Genomic DNA, 18,950 nt, shown 5'->3' with positions numbered 1-18,950 from the left:
GCTCAGGACTTCTCACGGAGGCTCTCGGCACACCTCTCCGACCGCGCGGGGAGCCGGCCGAGCTCGCCTGCGACCAGCCTGGTCATGGCCGCCCCCGTCTTCCCCCAGGTGAACTCGCCCGCCCAGCGACGGCACGCCCGGGCCATCCGCGCCCTCGTCAGGGGATCGTCCAGCTCCCGCAGCGCCTGGTCGACCACGTCGGCGAGCCGCTCGCCGTCGCGCACCAGCCACCCCGTCACGCCGTGCCGTACGGAGTCGCGCAGGCCGGCCACGTCGTAGGCGACGGTGGGCACGCCGAGCGCCGCCGCCTCGATCACGGTCAGCCCCCATCCCTCGAACTCCGAGGCCGTGACGTTGAGCCTGGCGCCGCTCAGCACCGCGTTCTTCTCCGCCTCCGGCAGGAATCCGTGCAGGTGGACGCGGCCGGCCACGTCGGGCCTGGCCGCCCGCTCGGCCAGCCGGTCGTGCTCGGGGCCCCGTCCGACGACGTGCACGTGCAGGCCGGGACGGCCGGGCGCCAGGTCGGCGGCGAGCTCGACCACCCGCTCGACGCGCTTGTGGCCGACCAGGCGGCCGAGGTAGACGACGGCCGGGTCGCCCGGCACCGGCTCCCTCGCGACGGGCCTGGCGGTCGGGCTGCCGTTGGGCACCACCTCGATCGGGGCCAGCCAGCGGAGGCGCTCACGCAGCTCGTCGCGGGAGGAGTCGGAGACCGTCACCGTCGTGCACCGCCGATACAGCAGCCGCGCCACCGGCCCCTCGATGAAACAGCCGATCCGCGCCAGCCACCGGGGGAAGAACGCGTAGAACTGCCGGTCGTGCACGTGGTGGACCACGCAGATCACCCGCGTACGGCGCCGTGCCACGACCGGCGAGAAGAACGGGATGCCGTTCATGCAGTCGACGACCACGTCGAACCGGCGGCGGTGCAGCAGCAGCCAGAACGGGACGAGGAGGTAGACCAGATACTTGTTGCCCATCCTGCGCAGTTCGATGCCGTCACGCGACTCGCCGCGGGTCTGGTAGCGCTCCCGGCTGGTGACGAAGTGGACGCGCGCCCCTTGGCCGACGAGGTAGGCGGAGACCCGCCAGGCGTACTCCTCCGCGCCGCCCGCGACGGTCTGGCCCGGTTCGCGGAAGTTCAGCACGGCCACGCGCACGCCTTCGAGCGGGGGAACGGCGGCCGGAGCCGCACCTGCGCCGGTGGCCGCCAGATGCGGCCTGTCGGGCGGCTCGGGAAGGGGGGCCGGGCGCCCCGAGGACTTCGCCTTCGCACCCTGTGCGACCACGACCACTCCTTCGGGTGACGCGTCTTCGCGGCGAGTTCGGGGCACCGCGGGACGCGGCCCCCGGTACAGGTGGTCCCGGGGCGCGGCGGGTGGGCGGTGCGGCGAATCGGGGCACGGACGCATGAGGGCATGGCGAAACCACGCCCCTGACGAACTGGGCCTTCGCGGGGAGTCCTTTTCGAGGGAGTCCTTATGGAACGGGTGTCAGGTCTGGTGCGCTCACCTGTCGCCGTAGTTGTAGAGCGGCTTGTTGGGCGGCTCAGCGGTGGGCGCGGCCACGTTGACGACCGCCACGGAGGCGACGCCGGCGAGCACGGCCCCGACCGCGAGAGCAGCCAGCACCTTCAACACGGATGCTTCCTCCTCGTCGAAACGCGCGGTGCGCCGAGATTAGAACGTGATACAGCTCCTACACCATAGCCTTGGTCAAACCGTGATAAAAAGACTTACCGTCCAGTATGCCGCGAGTCGCGGATCTTGGCTGATCACAGGCGCACCAGCAGTAGTTCCGGGCCCCTGTAGACGGGGGTCGCCCCCGGCAATCGGGACAAGAACGTGTTCTCGTCAACTCCTCCGGCGAGCACATACCGCACCCCCTCCCGCTTGAGCGCCCCAGTGAGGGGCACCGCCGCCGGCCCGGCCAGCAGCGCGCCGATCCGCCGCGCGCGGGGGCTCTCTGCGGCCACCCGGATCCGGCTCCCGCCGCCCGTGCCGACGACGAGCGCGTCGTTCCACACCACCGGCCGGGAGAACATCTTGGTGGCGGGGTCGAGGACCACCCGGCCGCCGTTCCAGGGGAACGCCCGGTAGGCGCTCCAGGGCAGCGACAGCAGCGCGCCGGGGGCGGGATCCCCGTTGACGACGGCCTGGACGCGGCGCCACTCCTCGGGATACTCGGCCGTCCCGAGCCTGCCGAACGCGCCCAGCGCGAACGTCGGCAGGGCCAGCACCGGCACCGCCACCGCGGCCGCCGCGACCGGCGCCGGCATGGCGGCGCGGAGGGCCGCCACCGCCACCGCGACCCCCACGGCCTGCGCCGGCGCGAACGGCGCGACGTACACCTGGCCGTCGCGCAGCGGGCCGAACCCGGCCCACCAGCCGATCAGGGCGCGCGGCACGCCCGGCGCGAACGCCCCGGCGCACGCGATCAGGACACCGGCGCACGCCGCCGCGGCGAGGCCGGGCCACCACGCGGGCCGCCGTGCGAACCCGAGCCGCACGAACCCGAGCCGTACGAACCCGGCGACCGCGACGAGGGTGAGGGCGAGGCGGACGGCGGCGAGCGCGGGCGTGTCCTGCCCGGGCACGGTGGCGTGGGAGTTCCAGATGCCGCCGAGGGTGAGCAGGCTGCCGAGCGTCCCGAACGGCCCGTCCGCCCGGGGCGCGAAGGCGGCCACCCCGGCGGGATCGGCCGCGGCGCCCGCCCCGAGCACCGAAACGAGCGCCGGGACGAGCCACGGCAGGCTGAGCACGGCGAGGACGCCCAGTGACGGCAACACCGACGACAGCACCGACGACAGCACCGCCCGCGTCCGTCCTCCCCCGCCGCCTCCCCCACCCCTACCGCGCGACGCGGCCACAGGGAGCACGGTCAGGGCGCTGACGAGCATGGCCTGGAACCCGCCCACGGCGGCGGGCAGGAGGGCCGCCGCGAGCCGCAGGGCCCCGCCGCGCGCCGCGGCGCGCACGGCCCAGGGCAGCCCGGCATATCCGAGCAGCAGCGCCCACTGCCCGATGAGCAGGCGCTGGGCCAGGTAGGCGTTCCAGGCGTAGAACGCCGCCGCGGCCAGCCGGGGCACGATCCCGCCTCCCGGCAGGGCGTCGCGCGCGAGAGCCGCGGCCCCCGAGGCGGCCAGCACGAACAGCCCGAGCAGGATCGCCTTCTGCACGATCTCGGCCGGGATCACGGCCGACAGCAGCGCCACGACCTGGTCGCTCGGCACCGCCCGGGGGAAGCCTTCGCCGAGGCGCAGCGGCGGGTCCGGGACGAACACCATGTCGTAGCGCAGGACGAACCCCGGCCCGAGGGCGGGCCCGAGCGCCAGCACCCCGAACGCCAGCCCCAGCACAGCCGGCCCGAACCGCGCGAGCACGGCACGCGGCCGGAGGGCGGGACCACCCCACACCAGGCCAAGCCGTACGAACCGGAAGGGCGGCGGCATGCCGTACAGGCTAGTGCCGGGACCGACAAGGTTTGCCCGGACGGAGCGGTGTCCGGAGTGGTGGATCGCAAGGCGGAGGAGGAGCTCGTAGCGGAGCTACGAGCGACAACGCAGCGAGGTGCCGCTCTGGGCGACGCGACGGGGCAAAGATCGGCGGGAGGGGCACAAGTGCGCCCTCGACGGGGGACGGGCAAGCGGAGATCAGGGCGACTGCAAGCGGCCGGGCGTATGACTTGGGTCACCGAAGCTCGGCACGACCCCTGGGAGAGCCAGATGCACCGCTCGATCCGCCACCTGCTCGGTCTCGCCGCCGCCTCCGCGATCGTCGCGTGCGGCCTGCCCGCCTTCACCTCGACGGCCCACGCGGCGGACGACCTGTCCGCCGACTGGGGGCCCGTCTACTCCGGCTACTACGGCAACGGCCGTGCGATGGCACGCGGCCGGGTGTGGGATAACGAGGACAACGACAGCTTCAACTTCGAGGCACGGCTGTACGACCGGAACTCCCCCGCCCGGCTGTGCGGCTACCTGCACATGAGGATCGACACCGACGGCGAGCTCTGGGAGCCCACGATCAAGAAGTGCGGCCCGGCCGGCTTCACCCCCTTCACGATCAAGGCGTGGGAGGAGGACATTCCCGACAGCATCCGGGTCAGGGTCTGCTACTGGGACACGGGCACCCGCACGGTCACCTCCTGCGGCAGCTGGAGGTACGCCTACCGGAAGGTCGGGTAACGACCTTCCGGTTCCAGGTGTCAGTGTGGGCGCCGCCGTACTCGGCGGGTCCTCACTGGTCCTCGTAAAGGCGGTAGGTGGCCAGGACGTTGAGCCGGTGCAGATCACGGCAGAGGGTGAGCATGCCCTGCTGGGCGAGTTCCCCTGGCACCGGATAAAGCGCGAGGGCGGCCGACAGCCGGGGATCGAGGCGCTCCGCCCAGGGATCGGTGCAGGCCGCGAACGTCTCCTCCAGACTGCGGCCCGCCTTCACACTCGCCTCAACCTCGGCATGGAGCCGTTCGAGGTAGCCGACGAGAGCGTCCACGGCCGCGGGCCCGTCTCCCATCGGGCCGTGCCCGGAGACGATGGTCTCCAGATCGGGCAGGGCCTCGCGCATCCTGCGCAGCGAGCCCAGATACGGTTCGGGGCCGCCCTGGAGCAGCATGTGGGCGATGCCGGCGTGGCACAGGAAGTTGCCGGTCCAGGCGGTGCGGGCGTCGGGGACGTACACGATCGTGTCTCCCGGGCCGTTGCCCGGGCCGAAGTGATGCAGCTGGACGACGCGTCCGCCCAGGTCGATCTCGGCGAAGGAGTCGAACGTCAGGTCCGGCGTGCGCCACACGGTGACCTCGTCGAGCAGTGCGACGTCGCCGTACATGTTGGCCGAGCGGGTCTGCTTCTCGTACGCCAGGTCGGTCATGTTCGCCTTGTTCGCCCCGGACGAGACGATCACGACCTCCCGGGGGAACGCGGCGTTGCCGAAGGTGTGGTCGCCGTGGTACGTCGTGTTGACCAGGTAGCGGAGCGGCCGGTCGGTGAGACGGGCGACGACGGCCTGGATCTTGTCCGAGACGCCGGGAGTGATCCCGGCGTCGACCACCAGTGCGGCGTCCCGCCCCGTGATCACGCCGTTGTTGTCCTTCGGCGGCAGGTTGGCCATGAGCGCCCACACGCCGGGCGTGAACTCGTGCGGCACCAGTTCGAGACCCACCGGCGACAGGTTCGGACCTCCGTAGCCCGTGGGCCGCTCGGCGATCTCGCGCTCCGGAATACGAGAGATGGACATGACGATTCCCTTCGGTTCAGGTTGCGGGTGAGGACGCCGCCGTCGAGAGGGCGGCGGCGTACCCGGCGATCAGACGGAGGCGGCGACCGGGCGGGCGCCGGGGGCGACGTCCGCGTGCGGGCGAGCGGAGGTCCACAGGCGGTACACGAGGATCGGGCCGATGACCCAGTAACCGAGCGAGGTGACGATGCCGGGGAAGGCGAGGTCACCGGAGACCAGGTCGTAGATGGGGTGGCCGATCGCGTTGCCCATCGCGCCCATGACGGCGAAGAACCAGGCGATGAGCATCGGCACCCGCCAGCCCCGGTAGATCGCGAGCGCGCCCAGCGCGAAGGCCGCGTAGGAGATCATGTTGATCCAGACGAACAGGGACAGGGACATGGCGTGCGCGCCGAAGACCTCGGTGGGCCAGCGCCAGTTGAACCCGTTCATGAACTCCTCCCCGAAGTGGAGGAACTGCCAGGCCAGGCCGATGAGGTAGATCGGCAGCACCCGGGAGGGGTCGGGGAGCCTGCGGTCGGTGGTCGCGAGGTGGCAGCCGTAGGCGATCACCATCGCCGGGATGAAGGTCAGCCAGAGCGCCAGCCCCGGTGACAGGTAGGCGAACAGGGCGATCAGGGCGACGGCCACGAGGCCGGCGGCGACGGTGGAACGGTGGCGGGTCATCCAGTGCTCCTCATGAGGTGGGTTGTGATGCTGTTGAGCTCGATCGGCCCGTCCTCGCCGACCACGACGGTGCCGCCGAGGCCGGCCGACCGGCGGCCGTAGGCGCAGGTGGGCGTGAGAGCGAAGGTCATTCCCGGAACGAGGGGCAGATCGGAGCCGATGGTGGGCTGCTCGGCGAGCAGCCCGTAGCGCGCGGTCTCCGGCAACACGCCGAGTCTGGCCCCGGACCCGCCGACCGCCGCGCGAGGATTGAGGGCGTGCACGAGGGGGTGCGGGTGCCGGCCGCCCGTCTCCTCCAGCGGCCGCGTCATCGCGGTCACGACCTCGCCGAACGTGCGCCCGGGGCGCAGGACCGCCAGCCCCGCCTCGTAGGAGGCGCGGGCGCTCCGCGCCGCCGCCTCCAGCTCGGGATGGATGCCGCCAACCGCGACGGCGACCCGTTGCCGGGTCTCGCGCATGCCGTACGAGCAGGAGATCTCGGCCAGGACCAGGTCACCGTCCTCGATCACGCGCGGCCTCTGCGGCCGGTAGGACCAGGCGGGCGGGCCGCAGGAGACGGGCTCCCTCCCCGAGGTGATCGACATGCCCGGAGCCGTGGCGCCCTGCCGCAGGCACTCGGCCACGCCCGCCGCGTACACCGACGCCTCGCTGACGCCGGGTCGCACCGCCCGCAGCATGGCTTGCGCCATGGCCTCTCCGACGGCGGCGGCATGGCCGACGACCGCGAGTTCCTCGGCGGACTGGGGCAGGGTTCGTGTGACGAAACCGCGCTCCACCGACCTGAAGGTCAGCTGGGGAAGCTGCTGGAGCACCGACGACCACAACGTGTACGGCATGGGCGGGTCGGTGTGGGAAGGCGCGCAGGCCTCCAGGCCGAGCACGCCGATCGGCGACCTGTCGAGCCCGTGTGCGCGCAGCACCTCCGCCACGCCGTACGCGTGCCCGGCGACCAGCATGTTCTCCGGCCTTATCCACACCGCGTCGCCGCGCGCGCTCGCCGCGAGGTGGTCACCGATGCGCGCGGGAGACCGGACAAGCGCGATGGGCTCGCCGACCCGGGGGAAGACGACGATCGCGCCGGGACAGTCGTTGGTGAAGAACACGTCGGGCGCCCACTCCGCCGGCCCGCCGCTCCCGCGCCCGCCGTAGACGACGAGCGCGTCGACGCCCTCGGCGTCCATGAGCTCGCGGGCGAGATCCCAGCGCCGGTCCCGTTCCGCCGGGGAGAACGTCGGGAGATCCATGCCGACGACGCTAGGGCGGCGGCGCCCGCCCGTAATCTGTCACGTGACCGGTCATGCCGAAGCGGACATACGTCACGTCCTCAATAGGATCGTCCCGTGCTGTACGGGCGTAGCGCCGAAACCGATCGCATCGATCACTTGCTGGCCGAGGCCAGGGACGGCCGAAGCGGCGCTCTGGTGGTTCGCGGACCGGCGGGGATCGGCAAGTCGGCGCTACTCGACCACGCGGCACGCAATGCCTCCGCCACACGGATGCGGACCTTGCGCGGGGTGGGCATCGAGAGCGAGACCGAGCTGGCGTTCGCCGCACTCCACCTGTTGCTGCGTTCCGGGCTCGACCGGCTCGACCGGCTGCCGGTCCCGCAGGCGGACGCCCTCAGAGGAGCCCTGGGGCTGGCCGCATCCACCGCGACCGACCGCTTCCTGGTCGGTCTCGGCGCGCTGACCCTGCTGTCCGAGCTCGCCGGCGACGGGCCCCTGCTGTGCCTGGTCGACGACGCCCAGTGGCTGGATCGATCCTCGGCCGACGCTCTGCTCTTCGCCGCGCGGCGGCTGGAGGCGGAAGGGGTGGCGCTGATCCTGTCCATCCGCGACGGCAGCCACGGATTCGGGCCGACCGGCCTGCCCGAGATGAGGCTCGGCGGCCTCGGCCCGGCGGACGCGGCCACGCTGCTGAGTGAGACCACCGGCACGCTGGCGCCGCACGTCAGGGACCGCATCCTCGCCGAGAGCGAGGGGAACCCGCTCGCGCTCATCGAGCTTCCCGCGGCGCTCACGCCCGAACAGCGGGCCGGCCACGTCGATCCGCTCGCCCACCACCTCGGCCCGCTCCCGCTCACCGGACGGATGCAGGAGGCCTTCCAGACGCAGATCCACGCCCTGCCCGAACCCGCCCGGACCCTGCTGCTCGTGGCGGCCGCGGAGAGCACCGGCGACCTCACCGTCATCCTCGCGGCCGCGCGGCGGCTGGGCGTCGGCGCCGACGCGGCCGAACCGGGTGAGCGTGCCGGGCTCATCCGCGTCGACGGGGAGCTCGCCTTCCGCCACCCGTTGATCAGGGCCGCCGCCTACCAGGGAGCGCCGTTCACCAGGCGCGTGGCCGCGCACCGGGCACTGGCCGCCGCGCTTGAGGGAGCCGCCGACGGCGGCCGGTACGCCGACGCGCGGGCCTGGCATCTCGCCGCCGCGTGCACCGAACCCGACGAAGCCGTCGCCGCCGAGCTGGAGCACGCGGCCGAGCGGGCCAGGCGCAGAAGCGGCCACGCCGCCACGACCGCGGCCTACCAGCGCGCGGCGCAGCTGTCCCCGAACCCGCGCGAGCGGGTGCGCCGGCTCATCAGCTCCGCCGAGGCGGCGATGGACGCCGGTCAGCTCCTGCGGTCCCGCGCGCTGGCCGACCGGGCGGCCCTGCTCACCGACGATCCGCGCGAGCAGGCCAAGCTCGCGGGAGTCCGCGCCGCCGTCGAGTTCGAGCAGGGCTCACCGCGGGTCGCGCACGGCATCCTCATGACGGCCGCCGCCCCCATCGCAGCCGCGGACCCGGCCATGGCCGCGTCCATGCTGGTGGAAGCCGTACGCGACGCCTGGTTCGCCGGCGCGCCCGAACTGGCCGGGCAGGCCGTCGACCGCCTCCACGCCCTGGAGCTGCCGGCCGGGCATCCCCTCCACCCGGTCATCGCCGCGATGACCGGCCTGGCCGCCCTGCTGGCGGGCGACCCCGCACGCGGGCTGGTGCCCATCCACGCGGCACTCGCCGACGCCAGGCGATCCCAGCCGGCAGGCCCCGGAGAACGGCTCATCATCGCGTCGATGGCCTTCATGGTGGGCGACGACGAGACGTCCCTGGACCTGTCCGCCGGCCTGGCCGACGACTGCCGGGCCCAGGCGATGATCGGCTGGCTGCCGCACGCGCTGCAGAACCTCGCCAGCAGCCAGCTCTACCTGGGCCGGTTCCAGGACGCGAAGGCGTCGGCCACCGAAGCCGTGCGCATCGCCGAGGACACCGGGCAGCACCACCGCGTCGACCACCTGCAGGGTGTGCTCGCGTGGCTCGCCGCGGTCTCCGGCGACGACCGGACCTGCGAACATCTCACGAGCCGCGTTCGCGCCCACGCCATCGGCCACGGCAACGTGTCGAGCCTGGCCTGGGCGGTCTGGGCGCAGAGCCTGCTCGCCCTCGGACAGGGCAGGGCGCAGGCCGCACTGGACCATCTGGAGACGGGTATCACCGGCACCGTCCGCCACCAGCTCACGACCACCTTGTTCGTGCCGGACCTGGTGGAGGCGGCGGTCCGGTGCGAGCAGCCCGAACGGGCCAGGGCACCGCTCGCGAGGTTCGACGAATGGGCCACCGCCACCGGGCAGCCCTGGGCGCGCGCCGTCGCCCTGCGCTGTAAAGCGCTGACCGCCGCGCGGGACGAGGAGACGGAGAGCGACTACGTCCAGGCCGTCAGCCTGCACCTCAACGGAGGGCGGCCGTTCGAGGAGGCCCGCACCAGACTCCTGTTCGGAGAATGGCTGCGCAGAAACCGGCGCAAGGCCGACGCCAGAATCCACCTCAGACAGGCGCTGGACATGTTCGAACGCGCCGGCGCCGGCCCTTGGGCCACGCGTGCCCGAGCCGAGCTGCGTGCCACAGGAGAGGTGTCCAGCGACGTCCGCGCGGTGGGCGTGGCCGGCCTGTTGACCCCGCAGGAGCTGCAGATCGTCCGCCTGGCCGCGCGGGGCGCCACGAACCGTGACATCGGCGCCCGGCTCTTCCTGAGCCCGCGTACGGTGGGCTATCACCTGCACAAGGCCTTTCCCAAGCTCGGCGTCGCCTCAAGAACCGAACTGGGCCGGCTCGACCTCGGCGATCCCGTCCCTGGGACGAGCCCGCGCCACGTCGGCGGCTGACCCCGGCCCGCGCCCACGGCTGTCGCGCCGCCCGCGCGTACGTCCGCGCCGGCGGCAGGTCGCGCGGGCGCCCGAGGGGCCCGCGCGACCTGCCGCGGCCGGAGCTACTTGCCCGGCTCCGGGTCGCGGGGCAGGCCGAGCATGCGCTCGGCGATGATGTTGAGCTGCACCTCCGTGGTGCCGCCGTAGATCGTCATCGCGCGGGTGGCGAGCACGGCGCGGTTCCAGTAGCCGGCGTCGCCGAGCTTCCAGTCGGCGGCGGTGACGGCGGCCGGGCCCAGCAGCGAGACCGCCACCTCGGAGACGTGCTGCGCGTGCGCGGTGGACAGCAGCTTGCGCACCGACGCGTCGGCGCCCGGCTCGCTGCCGGCGAGCTGCTTGAGGGTCACCCGCAGCGACAGCGCGTTGATCGAGTGCGCCTCGCAGACCACGCGGGCCAGGTCCTGCCGCTCGGCGGCGGTGAGCTCGCGGCCCAGCCGGCCGGTCAGGCCGAGCAGGTCGGGCGCCGAGGCGCCGGTGCCGCCCGAGCCGGACGACAGCGAGACCCGCTCGTTCGACAGCGTGTTCCTGGCGACCCGCCAGCCCTCGTCGACCTCGCCGACGACCAGCTCGTCCGGCACGAAGACGTCGTCGAGGAACACCTCGTTGAACAGGTTCTCCCCGGTCATCTCGGTCAGCGGCCGCACGGTGACGCCGGGCCCCTTCATGTCCACCAGGAAGTAGGTGATGCCGTCGTGCTTCGGCTTGGAGGTGTCGGACCGGGCGATGCAGATGGCCCACTCGGCGACGTGCGCCACCGACGTCCAGATCTTCTGGCCGTTGAGCTTCCAGCCGCCCTCGACCTTCTCCGCCTTCATCTGCAGCGACGCGAGGTCGGAGCCTGCCCCCGGCTCGGAGAAGAGCTGGCACCAGATCAGCTCGCCGCTCAGCGTCGGCGGCAGGAACCGCTCCTGCTGCTCCGGCGTGCCGTACGTGACCACCGACGGCACCACCCACGCACCGATGATCATCTGCGGCGGCTTGATCTTGGCCGCCCTGACCTCCTGGTGGATGAGCACCTGCTCCAGCGGGGAGGCCGCGCGGCCCCAGGGCTTGGGCAGGTGCGGCATGACGAAGCCCGCCTTGGCCAGGGCACGCTTCTGCTCGACGCCCTCCAGGGCGGCTATCTCGGCGAGCTCCGCCCGGATGGACTCGCGCAGCGGCTCCGACTCCTCCGGCAGGTCGATCTCCATCTCCCGGGCGACGCCCTGGAGCGCGAGCGCGGCCACCCGGTCTGACCACTCGGAGGAGGAGCCGAGCAGCGCGCGGACGGTCAGCGCCCGGCGGTAGTACAGGTGGGCGTCGTGCTCGAAGGTGTAACCGATGCCGCCGAACGTCTGGATCGCGTCCTTGGCGCACTGCACGGCCGCGTCGGGCGCCATGACGGCGGCGATCGCGGCGGCGTAGTCGCGCTCGGCGCCCTCCGCCCGGGTGGCGTCCCAGACCGTGGCCCGGGCCTGCTCCAGCGCCACGAGCATCCGCGAGATCTTGTGCTTGATGCCCTGGAACTGGCCGATCGGGCGGCCGAACTGCACCCGGACCTTCGCGTAGTCGGCGGCGGCGGACACGCACCAGGCGGCCACCCCGGCCGCGTCCGCGCCGAGGACGATCGCGGCGATGTTGCGCACCTCGGCGCCGGTCAGGCCGGTCAGCACCCGCTCGGCGGGCACCCCTACGCCGTCCAGCTCGACCTTGGCCACGCCGCGGGTGAGGTCGAGCGACTTGACCGCGGTGACCGTCGCCTGGGCGGCGTCGACGGCCACCCACTCCTCGCCGCCGTCCGTCGCCACCGGCAGGACCAGCACGTCGGCGACCGTCGCGCCGAGGACGAACCCGGCCGCGCCGCTGATCGTCAGGACGTCGCCGTCGCGGACACCGGTGATCTCGCCGCCGAGCGCCACCGCGCCGGTCAGCGATCCGTCCGCGAGCCCGGGCAGCAGCTCGGCCTGCGCCTTGCCCTCGGAGGCGAGGATCGCGGCGCTGGCGAGGACGGTCGGCACCATCGGACCGGGCGCCACCCGCTCCGACAGCGCCTCGATCGCCACGGCCGCCTCCAGGAGGCCGTAGCCGGAGCCGCCGAACTCCTCCGGGACGTGCAGCCCGAGCAGCCCCTGTCCGGCGAGAGCGGGCCAGAAGGCCGGGCGCTCCTCCGTTCCCGGATCGGCGAGGACACCCACCGTGCCTCGCACGACGTCGGCGGGCACGGCCCGCTCGGCCCATCCGGTCACCGACTCGCGAAGCGCCTCGTGCTCCTCGCTCAGCCCGATCGCCATTAGATCCTCCAGCACTAGGTCCTTGTAGAACCATATTCTAGAGGAATATTCGCTGGCTAGGCCGTGGCCGTGCGCTCGGATTACTCGGAGCGCGGGTACTCGGAGCGCCCGGGTATCGGCTGTCCCGGGCACCCGTCATGACCTGCGCCGGGTCCGGCGTGCCGCCTTGCGGCGACCGTTCCCGCAGGTAGACAGGGGGCTATGCAGCTCTCACGGAAGGTCCTCCGTACGGTCGCCGCCCCGGCCGTGGCCGCGCTGGTCGCGGGGGGATGCGCGCCGGGAACCGCCCCGGGCCAGACCTCCCCTCCGGCGACGCCCCCGAAGACGGGGACGGCCGCGCCCGTCCCGACCCGCCCTATCGAGCTCGAGACGGCCTACGAGCAGGTCATCAAGAGGGTCCTTCCGTCGATCGTGCAGATCACCACAGGACAGGCGCTGGGCTCGGGCATCGTCTACGACACCGACGGCCACATCCTGACGAACGCCCACGTCGTGGGCGCCGCCAAGGAGTTCCAGGTCACGCTGGCGACCGGCGGCAAGCCGAGGAAGGCCAGGCTGGTGAGCTCCTATCCCCCCGGCGACCTGGCGATCATCCAGGTCGAGAACAAGAACGGGCTGACCCCCGCGACCTTCGGCCGCTCGGCGAACCTCAAGGTCGGGCAGATCGTGCTCGCGATGGGCAACCCGCTCGGCTTCTCCGGCAGCGTGACCCAGGGCATCGTGTCGGCCCTGGGCCGCACCGTGACGGGCGAAAGGCACGCCGGCGGCGGGGCCGCGACCATCGCCAACGCCGTCCAAACCTCCGCGCCCATCAACCCCGGCAACAGCGGCGGCGCACTGGTGGACCTGTCCGGCCAGGTCATCGGCATCCCGACACTGGCCGCCGTCGACCCCAACCTGGGCGCCGCGCCCGGCCTCGGCTTCGCGATCCCGAGCGACACCGCGACCGACATCGCCCGGCAGATCATCCAGTACGGGCGGGTCGTCAACAGCCATCGGGCGGCCCTCGGCGTACGGGTCGGCACGGCGGTCGACGCGGACGGCAACCCGATCGGCGTGGCCGTCGGCTCGGTGTCCCCCGGCGGCGGCGCGGACAAGGCGGGCATCCGCCCCGGCGACGTGATCGTGAAGGTCAACGGCACGCCCACGCCCACCGCCAGCGCCCTGTCGCAGGTCCTGGTGACGCTGAAGCCGGGCGACAAGGCCCGGGTCGAGCTGAGGCAACCGGACGGCACCAGGAGCACGGTCACCGTCGTGCTCAGCGAGCTGCCAGCCGGGGGATGAGCCCGATCCTGACAAAGTGGTGTGAGATACCGCGAATTCTCTTGGAGGGGGCTCCTACCTGGTTGTTACGGTCGGTCCGTGATCTCCCCGGAACTCAGCCGGTTCATCGCCGGGCTGCCCAAGGCCGAACTGCACGTGCACCACGTGGGCGCGGCGTCTCCGCGCATCGTCGCCGAACTCGCCGCGCGGCACGAAGGATTCACGCCCGTGCCCGCCGATCCCGCGCTGGTCGAGGCGTTCTACGACTTCCGCGATTTCCCGCACTTCCTGCAGGTCTACCTGCAGGTCGTGGACCTGGTGAGGACGCCCGACGACCTGTGGACGCTGATCCACGGCGTGGGCCGCGACATGGCCGCCCAGCAGGTGCGGTACGCCGAGCTCACCATCACGCCGCAGCCCCATCTGGTGCGGGGCTTCGCCCCGCAGGAGTTCTGCGAGGTGATCGAGGACGCCCGTCACAGGGTCGAGGCGGACTACGGCACCGTCCTGCGCTGGTGCTTCGACATCCCCGGCGACTTCGGTGTCCCGGCCGCCGATCAGACGCTCTCCCTCGCGCTCGACCAGCGGCCGGACGGGCTCGTCAGCCTCGGGCTCGGCGGCGGGGAGCACGGGGTGCCCCGGTCGCTGTTCGCCCCGCACTTCGCCGCGGCCCGCGCCGCCGGGCTCCACTCGGTGCCGCACGCCGGCGAGGTGACCGGCGCGCAGTGCGTCTGGGACGCCGTACGCGAGCTCGGCGCGGAGCGGATCGCGCACGGCATCCACAGCGTGGAGGACCCGGCGCTGCTGGAGCACCTGGCCGAGCACGAGATCACGCTGGAGGTCTGCCCCACCTCGAACGTGTGCACGCGGGCCGTGCCCAGCCTGGCCGAGCACCCGCTGCCCGCGCTGGTCGCGGCCGGGGTGCCGATCACGGTGAACACCGACGACCCGCCGATGTTCGGCACCGACCTGAACCGGGAGTACGCCGTGGCGGCCGAACTGCTCTCCCTCGACGAGAAGGGCGTCGCCGACCTGGCCCGCGCCGCGGTGAAGGCGTCCTTCCTCGGCGCGGAGGGCACGTCGGCCCTGCTCGCGGAGATCGACGCCTACGTCGCTCAGAACTCGTCGGCGCCGCTCACCTGAACGATGTCGAAGACGTGCCGGGAGGCAACGCAGACCGTCTTCGCCCCTCAGGGGTGGGTCAGGCCGTCGCGCCCGGAGGCCGCGAGACGGCCACGACTTCCACCATGCCGTCGAGGCCGGCGAAGTCCTTCGGATTGGCGGTGTAGAGAGGCAGCTCGTTACTGGCGGCGATCGCGGCGATCATCAAGTCAGCCACCCTGCCGCGTGGCTGCCGACCGGAGATACGAACGGCAGCGCATATCTGGCCATATATCCGGGCTGCCTCTGCGTCGTAGGGCAGCGCGTCGAAAGTGGCCTCGACATGCTGCAGGACGGCTATCCTCCGAGCACGCTTGATCGGGTCAGCGGTGGCATGCGGCGCGTCCGACAACTCGCCAAGCGTCACAGCGGTGATCAGGGACGCTTCCGGGAGTTCGGCGGCATCGAACAGGGACAGCACGGCCACGATGTTGGTGTCGAGCACACCTTCCGCATGTCTCACAGGCCGGTCCCCTCGAGCGGATCGGCGGGCAACTCCTGATCGATCACGGCGTCCAGGTCGGCGCGGAGCTCGTCGGGATCGAGAACAGGCGCGGTAGCGAAAACGGCCAGCACCTCTGCGGTTGGAACGGCCCGGCGGCGCTTGATCGGGATGACCTCGGCAAGCGGTTCACCGTTGATCGTCAACACATACTGCTGTCCCTGCCGCAGCCCCCGGGTGATGCTGCCGGAGTCGCTGACGAACTGCCGCACACTGACATCGACAGGTCTGGGTCTGGCGCTCATCTTCCCATCCTAACGACCCGTACTACGCCGTACCACAGTACATGTCGGTCAGAACTCGTCGGCGCCGCTCACCTGAACGATGTCGAAGACGTGCCGGGAGGCGGCGCAGACCGTCTCCAGCACGTGAATCGGCAAATCGTCGGCCGAGTAGGAGGCCCGCACGATCTGGACCACCCACTCGCCGGGGTCTACTTCGAGCGTGGCCGCCTCGTCGCCCCCGGGCGGCCGGGCGACCAGGTGCTCCTCCGCCCGCCCGAACCGGTGGCCCAGCTCCTCGATGCGCGCCTGCAGGCTCGGCGCGAGGAAGCCCGGCTCGCACAGCGGCGTGTCCGCGAAGAGGTCGAGCCGCAGGAAGCTCGTGGCGACCCGCACCGGCACGTCACCGGCGAGCAGCAGCTTGCGCCGGGCCAGCACCGGCGTGCCCGGCTCGACCCGCAGCCCGGCGGCCACATGCTCGGACGCGGGCTCCGGGCCGACGTACAGCATCCTGCGCCCGGCCCGCACCCCCTGCCGCTCCGCCTCCGTCAGGAACAACGAGGCCGATCCCCGTACGGCAGGCTCCGACGGCAACGATCGCCGCACCATGATTCCCGGCTCCCCCACGGCAGACCCCTCCCTCGTACCGTCCCCGACAGTACTCGTCATACCTGAGAGCCACGCCGGAGCTGGGCTCCACGGGGTGACGGGGATCACGGACGCCGATCCATGGCTTCCTGCCCAGATGCATCGCCACGGCCTGTCGGACCGCGGTGACCTCGGAAAACAGCGGAAGGGCGGGGAGGAAGCGTTCGCTTCCTCCCCGCCCTTCCGCGGAGATGTGGAGGTGGCGGGAATCGAACCCGCGTCCTTCAACACCAAGACAGGGCTTCTCCGGGTGCAGCCTGTTACGCTTTTCTCGGCCCCGGCAATCTCACAGGCGAGTCGCCGACGGGCCCAGTCACTGTTTGGTTTCCCGTACGGTCCCGTGACCGGGCCGGACGGTTGAGCCTTCTAGCGATGTCAGTTCCGGGCCGAAGGCACTCCCGGGCTGACAGAGGTTTCTCGCTGCTTAGGCGGCGAGAGCCAGGGAAGCCTGGCTCACCTCAGTGCTCTTCTTATTGGCACTTATTTGTTTGCGGTCACAGTGTTGACGGGGTTATGTCCGCAGTCCCCGACCCGCTTCCCCTGACTTGCAATGCCGAAGTCGAAACCGGTCACCCCCTGTGCAGTTGTCAATCCAGACCCGAGGGCCTGGCATCACAAGCTTACTCATGACAACACCGGCGACGCGACTCGAATTCCTTCCCCCCGGTGGGCCGGTGGGCCGGTGAGACGCCGAAGCCCCCGGGAACGCGGCCTCTGGCGCGCGCCCCCGGGGGCCGACCGGCAGGGTCGAGCCGGTCCGGACGGGCAGGGCTCCCCCCGAGATGGAGCCCTGTCCTCATCACGGCGACTGGGCCCGCAACCCCCCAAGCGGGTCCCAGTCACCTAGAAAGACGCCGGTCGCCGCCCTGATGGTTGCTCGCCTCCGAGCATTTTTCAGGTCTGGGGCTGGGCGTCGCGGAAGAAGCTTCCGGCGATCGCCGAAGCGGCCGCCGTATCGCCGCTCTGCGCGAGCACGGCGACCGCGACGTCCCCCTGCCAGCCCACGAACCACGAGAGCTTGGTGCGCTCCTTCTTCTCCGTCTGCGTGACCTCGGCGGCCACGCCGTACACGGGGTCGCCGGGGGCGGAGGCGGCGGAGGCCGCGCCGGACGTCACACCGGCCCGCATGAGCGTGCGCAGCTTCGCGATGATCGCGGGATCGAGCGTCACGGGCTGCGCGGCGGCCTGCGTGACGCCGTCCCCGGCCGCCGGGTCGGGAGCGACGGGCGAGGTCACCAGCACCGGCGGCCGCCACGTGCCGGACTTGACGGCCGCGGCGACGAGGGCCATCGCCAGCGGGCTCACGCGGGCGCCCTGCCCGGCCATGATCTTCGCGATGGCGGCGTCGCCGTCGGGGGCGTCCATCGATCCGCTGAACGTCTTCAGCGGCAGCTTCCAGTCGCCGCCGATGCCGAACTGGCTCGCGCTGGCGGACAGCCGCTGCCCGCTGATCCGCCGCGCCAGCGACGCCAGGGCGGTCACGCAGCCCTGCGCGAAGTCGGTCTGGAAGGTGGGCGTCATCACGCCGTCGACGCCGGGCTGCTGGAATCGGGCTCCGCCCACGGTGCGATCGGCGCTGCACGGCACCTTCTGCTTCGGGTCGAGGCCCGACTGGAGCAGTCCTTCCGCGGCGACGACCGAGAAGGCGGTGCCGGCCGCGAACTTGCCGGCCAGTGCGTCCTTCTCCTGGTGCAACTGGTTGGTGGAGACGGCCAGCAACTGGCCGGTGGATGCCTGCACCGCGACGAGCGCGGCCGGGCGGGGCCCCGCCACCGCGGCGTCCCCCACGCTCTGCAGGCGGCTGTCGATCGTGGTCTGGACCGACGAGTTCTCCCGCCCCGGCCACGCCTTGAGCTCCTTGACCAGTCGCCCGGTGGCGTTGTCGAGGATGACGACCCGGGTCTCGGTCGAGCCGGTGAGCTGGTCCTGGTAGGCCTTCTGCAGGCCGTCCCGGCCGAGCGTGTCGCCGGCCCGCTGCGGCCCGCCGAGCCGCTGCTCCGCCTCCGGGGTGATGGCCGTGACCACCCCGACGATCTGGGTGGGCGACTTGGGGGCGACCGGCGGGTTGTCGATCTGGAACTCCAGACCTTGGATGGCCTCCAGCTTGGATCTGATCTGGGCGAACTTCGTCCGCCCGAACGTCGCGAGGGGGACGAAGTCCTGCGGGGGCGACGACAGGATGCGGCTCAGCAGGCGGTCCTGGGCGAAGCCGGTGACCTTCGACAGCTGGTCGCAGAGCCGGCCGGGGTCCTTGACCTTGGCGGGGTAGACCCCGGCGACGTGCAGGACGGTCTCGTCCTGCAACGGGCTGCCGTTCCGGTCGAGGACCGGCCTGCGGCCCTTGGGGACGGTGGCGACCGCGAGCCGCTGCCCGGGATGCAGGTCGGGGTGGACGACGCTCGGCGACCACCGCACCTTCCACTGGCTGCCGACCAGGTGCAGGGGCAGGTTCCCGTCGTACTGCCAGAGGGGGTTGTTCTCGCCGAGGTCCACCTCGGCGTGGTAGCCGGCCTGCGCGGCGTCGCCGTCCTGGCTGATGCCGCGCAGGGAGAAGCGGATCGAGGCGGCGTCCAGTTGCAGCCGGGCGTCCTCAAGCGCCTTGCGCACCGCCGCCTGATCGCCGTCGGCCCGCCGCGCGGCGGCCGCGTAGTCCCCCGTCTGCCAGCCGACGAGGAAGTCGCGCACCGCCTCGTGCGGCGACGGCTCCTCGAAGCAGCCGGTCAGCAGGGGCGCGGTCAGCCCCAGCGCAAGCGCGGCCCGTACGGCTCTCGCCCGGACGACCCCGAATGATCGGAAGGACACGG

Annotated in this window: 15 protein-coding genes and 1 other RNA gene; 4 read left to right on the top strand and 12 right to left on the bottom strand. The window is 72.2% G+C overall.

Annotated elements, in window-relative coordinates; translation table 11 throughout:
* Positions 1 to 2: 2 nt before the first annotated feature.
* The 3 genes from QSK36_RS07020 to QSK36_RS07010 all read right to left on the bottom strand — a co-directional run bounded on the left by QSK36_RS07020 (position 3) and on the right by QSK36_RS07010 (position 3,451).
* Positions 3 to 1,289, bottom strand: a complete 1,287-nt coding sequence (locus QSK36_RS07020) for a glycosyltransferase family 4 protein (RefSeq protein WP_285781734.1) — start codon at positions 1,287 to 1,289, stop codon at positions 3 to 5.
* Positions 1,290 to 1,508: 219 nt separating this feature from the next.
* The gene (locus QSK36_RS07015) at positions 1,509 to 1,640 is read right to left on the bottom strand and encodes a hypothetical protein (RefSeq protein WP_256862666.1); all 132 of its coding nucleotides are present in this window, start codon (positions 1,638 to 1,640) and stop codon (positions 1,509 to 1,511) included.
* Positions 1,641 to 1,774: 134 nt separating this feature from the next.
* Positions 1,775 to 3,451 carry an MmpA family trehalose lipid delivery protein gene (locus QSK36_RS07010; protein WP_285781733.1) on the bottom strand — a complete coding sequence of 559 codons (1,677 nt, stop codon included), beginning with the start codon at positions 3,449 to 3,451 and terminating at the stop codon, positions 1,775 to 1,777.
* A gap of 273 nt (positions 3,452 to 3,724) precedes the next feature.
* Here QSK36_RS07010 and QSK36_RS07005 point away from each other — a divergent pair, with 273 nt between their 5' ends.
* A complete protein-coding gene (locus QSK36_RS07005; RefSeq protein ID WP_285781732.1) occupies positions 3,725 to 4,186 on the top strand; it encodes a hypothetical protein in 462 nt (153 codons plus the stop codon).
* A gap of 52 nt (positions 4,187 to 4,238) precedes the next feature.
* On the opposite strand, the gene QSK36_RS07000 is transcribed toward QSK36_RS07005, so the two are convergent.
* The 3 genes from QSK36_RS07000 to QSK36_RS06990 all read right to left on the bottom strand — a co-directional run bounded on the left by QSK36_RS07000 (position 4,239) and on the right by QSK36_RS06990 (position 7,144).
* The gene (locus QSK36_RS07000) at positions 4,239 to 5,234 is read right to left on the bottom strand and encodes an MBL fold metallo-hydrolase (RefSeq protein WP_285781731.1); all 996 of its coding nucleotides are present in this window, start codon (positions 5,232 to 5,234) and stop codon (positions 4,239 to 4,241) included.
* A 69-nt stretch (positions 5,235 to 5,303) separates the two neighbouring features.
* On the bottom strand, positions 5,304 to 5,900 hold the full coding sequence (locus QSK36_RS06995) for a hypothetical protein (RefSeq protein WP_285781730.1): 597 nt from the start codon (positions 5,898 to 5,900) through the stop codon (positions 5,304 to 5,306).
* Positions 5,897 to 7,144: a M24 family metallopeptidase gene (locus QSK36_RS06990; RefSeq protein ID WP_183534872.1), complete on the bottom strand. Its 1,248-nt coding sequence runs from the start codon at positions 7,142 to 7,144 to the stop codon at positions 5,897 to 5,899. The genes QSK36_RS06995 and QSK36_RS06990 overlap by 4 nt, the downstream gene beginning before the upstream one ends.
* A 96-nt stretch (positions 7,145 to 7,240) precedes the next feature.
* On the opposite strand from QSK36_RS06990, the gene QSK36_RS06985 reads away from it, so the two are divergent.
* Positions 7,241 to 10,039, top strand: a complete 2,799-nt coding sequence (locus QSK36_RS06985) for an ATP-binding protein (RefSeq protein WP_285781729.1) — start codon at positions 7,241 to 7,243, stop codon at positions 10,037 to 10,039.
* Between the two features lie 104 nt (positions 10,040 to 10,143).
* Here the strand turns inward: QSK36_RS06985 and QSK36_RS06980 are convergent, their stop codons facing one another.
* Positions 10,144 to 12,351, bottom strand: a complete 2,208-nt coding sequence (locus QSK36_RS06980) for an acyl-CoA dehydrogenase family protein (protein WP_285781854.1) — start codon at positions 12,349 to 12,351, stop codon at positions 10,144 to 10,146.
* 201 nt (positions 12,352 to 12,552) lie between these two features.
* On the opposite strand from QSK36_RS06980, the gene QSK36_RS06975 reads away from it, so the two are divergent.
* Both QSK36_RS06975 and QSK36_RS06970 read left to right on the top strand, forming a co-directional pair.
* The gene (locus QSK36_RS06975) at positions 12,553 to 13,635 is read left to right on the top strand and encodes a S1C family serine protease (RefSeq protein ID WP_285781728.1); all 1,083 of its coding nucleotides are present in this window, start codon (positions 12,553 to 12,555) and stop codon (positions 13,633 to 13,635) included.
* Positions 13,636 to 13,713: 78 nt separating this feature from the next.
* Positions 13,714 to 14,757, top strand: a complete 1,044-nt coding sequence (locus QSK36_RS06970; RefSeq protein ID WP_285781727.1) for an adenosine deaminase — start codon at positions 13,714 to 13,716, stop codon at positions 14,755 to 14,757.
* 58 nt (positions 14,758 to 14,815) lie between these two features.
* Here the strand turns inward: QSK36_RS06970 and QSK36_RS06965 are convergent, their stop codons facing one another.
* The 5 genes from QSK36_RS06965 to QSK36_RS06945 form a co-directional block, all read right to left on the bottom strand.
* Positions 14,816 to 15,220 carry a type II toxin-antitoxin system VapC family toxin gene (locus tag QSK36_RS06965; protein WP_260615627.1) on the bottom strand — a complete coding sequence of 135 codons (405 nt, stop codon included), beginning with the start codon at positions 15,218 to 15,220 and terminating at the stop codon, positions 14,816 to 14,818.
* Between the two features lie 14 nt (positions 15,221 to 15,234).
* Complete coding sequence (locus tag QSK36_RS06960) at positions 15,235 to 15,522, bottom strand: prevent-host-death protein (RefSeq protein ID WP_183534866.1); 288 nt, start codon at positions 15,520 to 15,522, stop codon at positions 15,235 to 15,237.
* 48 nt (positions 15,523 to 15,570) lie between these two features.
* A complete protein-coding gene (locus QSK36_RS06955; protein WP_225897819.1) occupies positions 15,571 to 16,107 on the bottom strand; it encodes a UTRA domain-containing protein in 537 nt (178 codons plus the stop codon).
* Positions 16,108 to 16,337: 230 nt separating this feature from the next.
* Positions 16,338 to 16,723: a transfer-messenger RNA gene (gene ssrA / locus QSK36_RS06950) on the bottom strand.
* A gap of 317 nt (positions 16,724 to 17,040) precedes the next feature.
* Entirely contained in the window at positions 17,041 to 18,948 is a 1,908-nt protein-coding gene (locus QSK36_RS06945) for a penicillin-binding transpeptidase domain-containing protein (protein WP_182898830.1), read from the bottom strand.
* Between the last annotated feature and the right edge of the window lie 2 nt (positions 18,949 to 18,950).

Source organism: Microbispora sp. NBRC 16548, assembly GCF_030268985.1.
Taxonomy (GTDB): Bacteria; Actinomycetota; Actinomycetes; order Streptosporangiales; family Streptosporangiaceae; genus Microbispora; species Microbispora catharanthi.
This window is presented reverse-complemented; position numbering and strand designations above follow the sequence as displayed.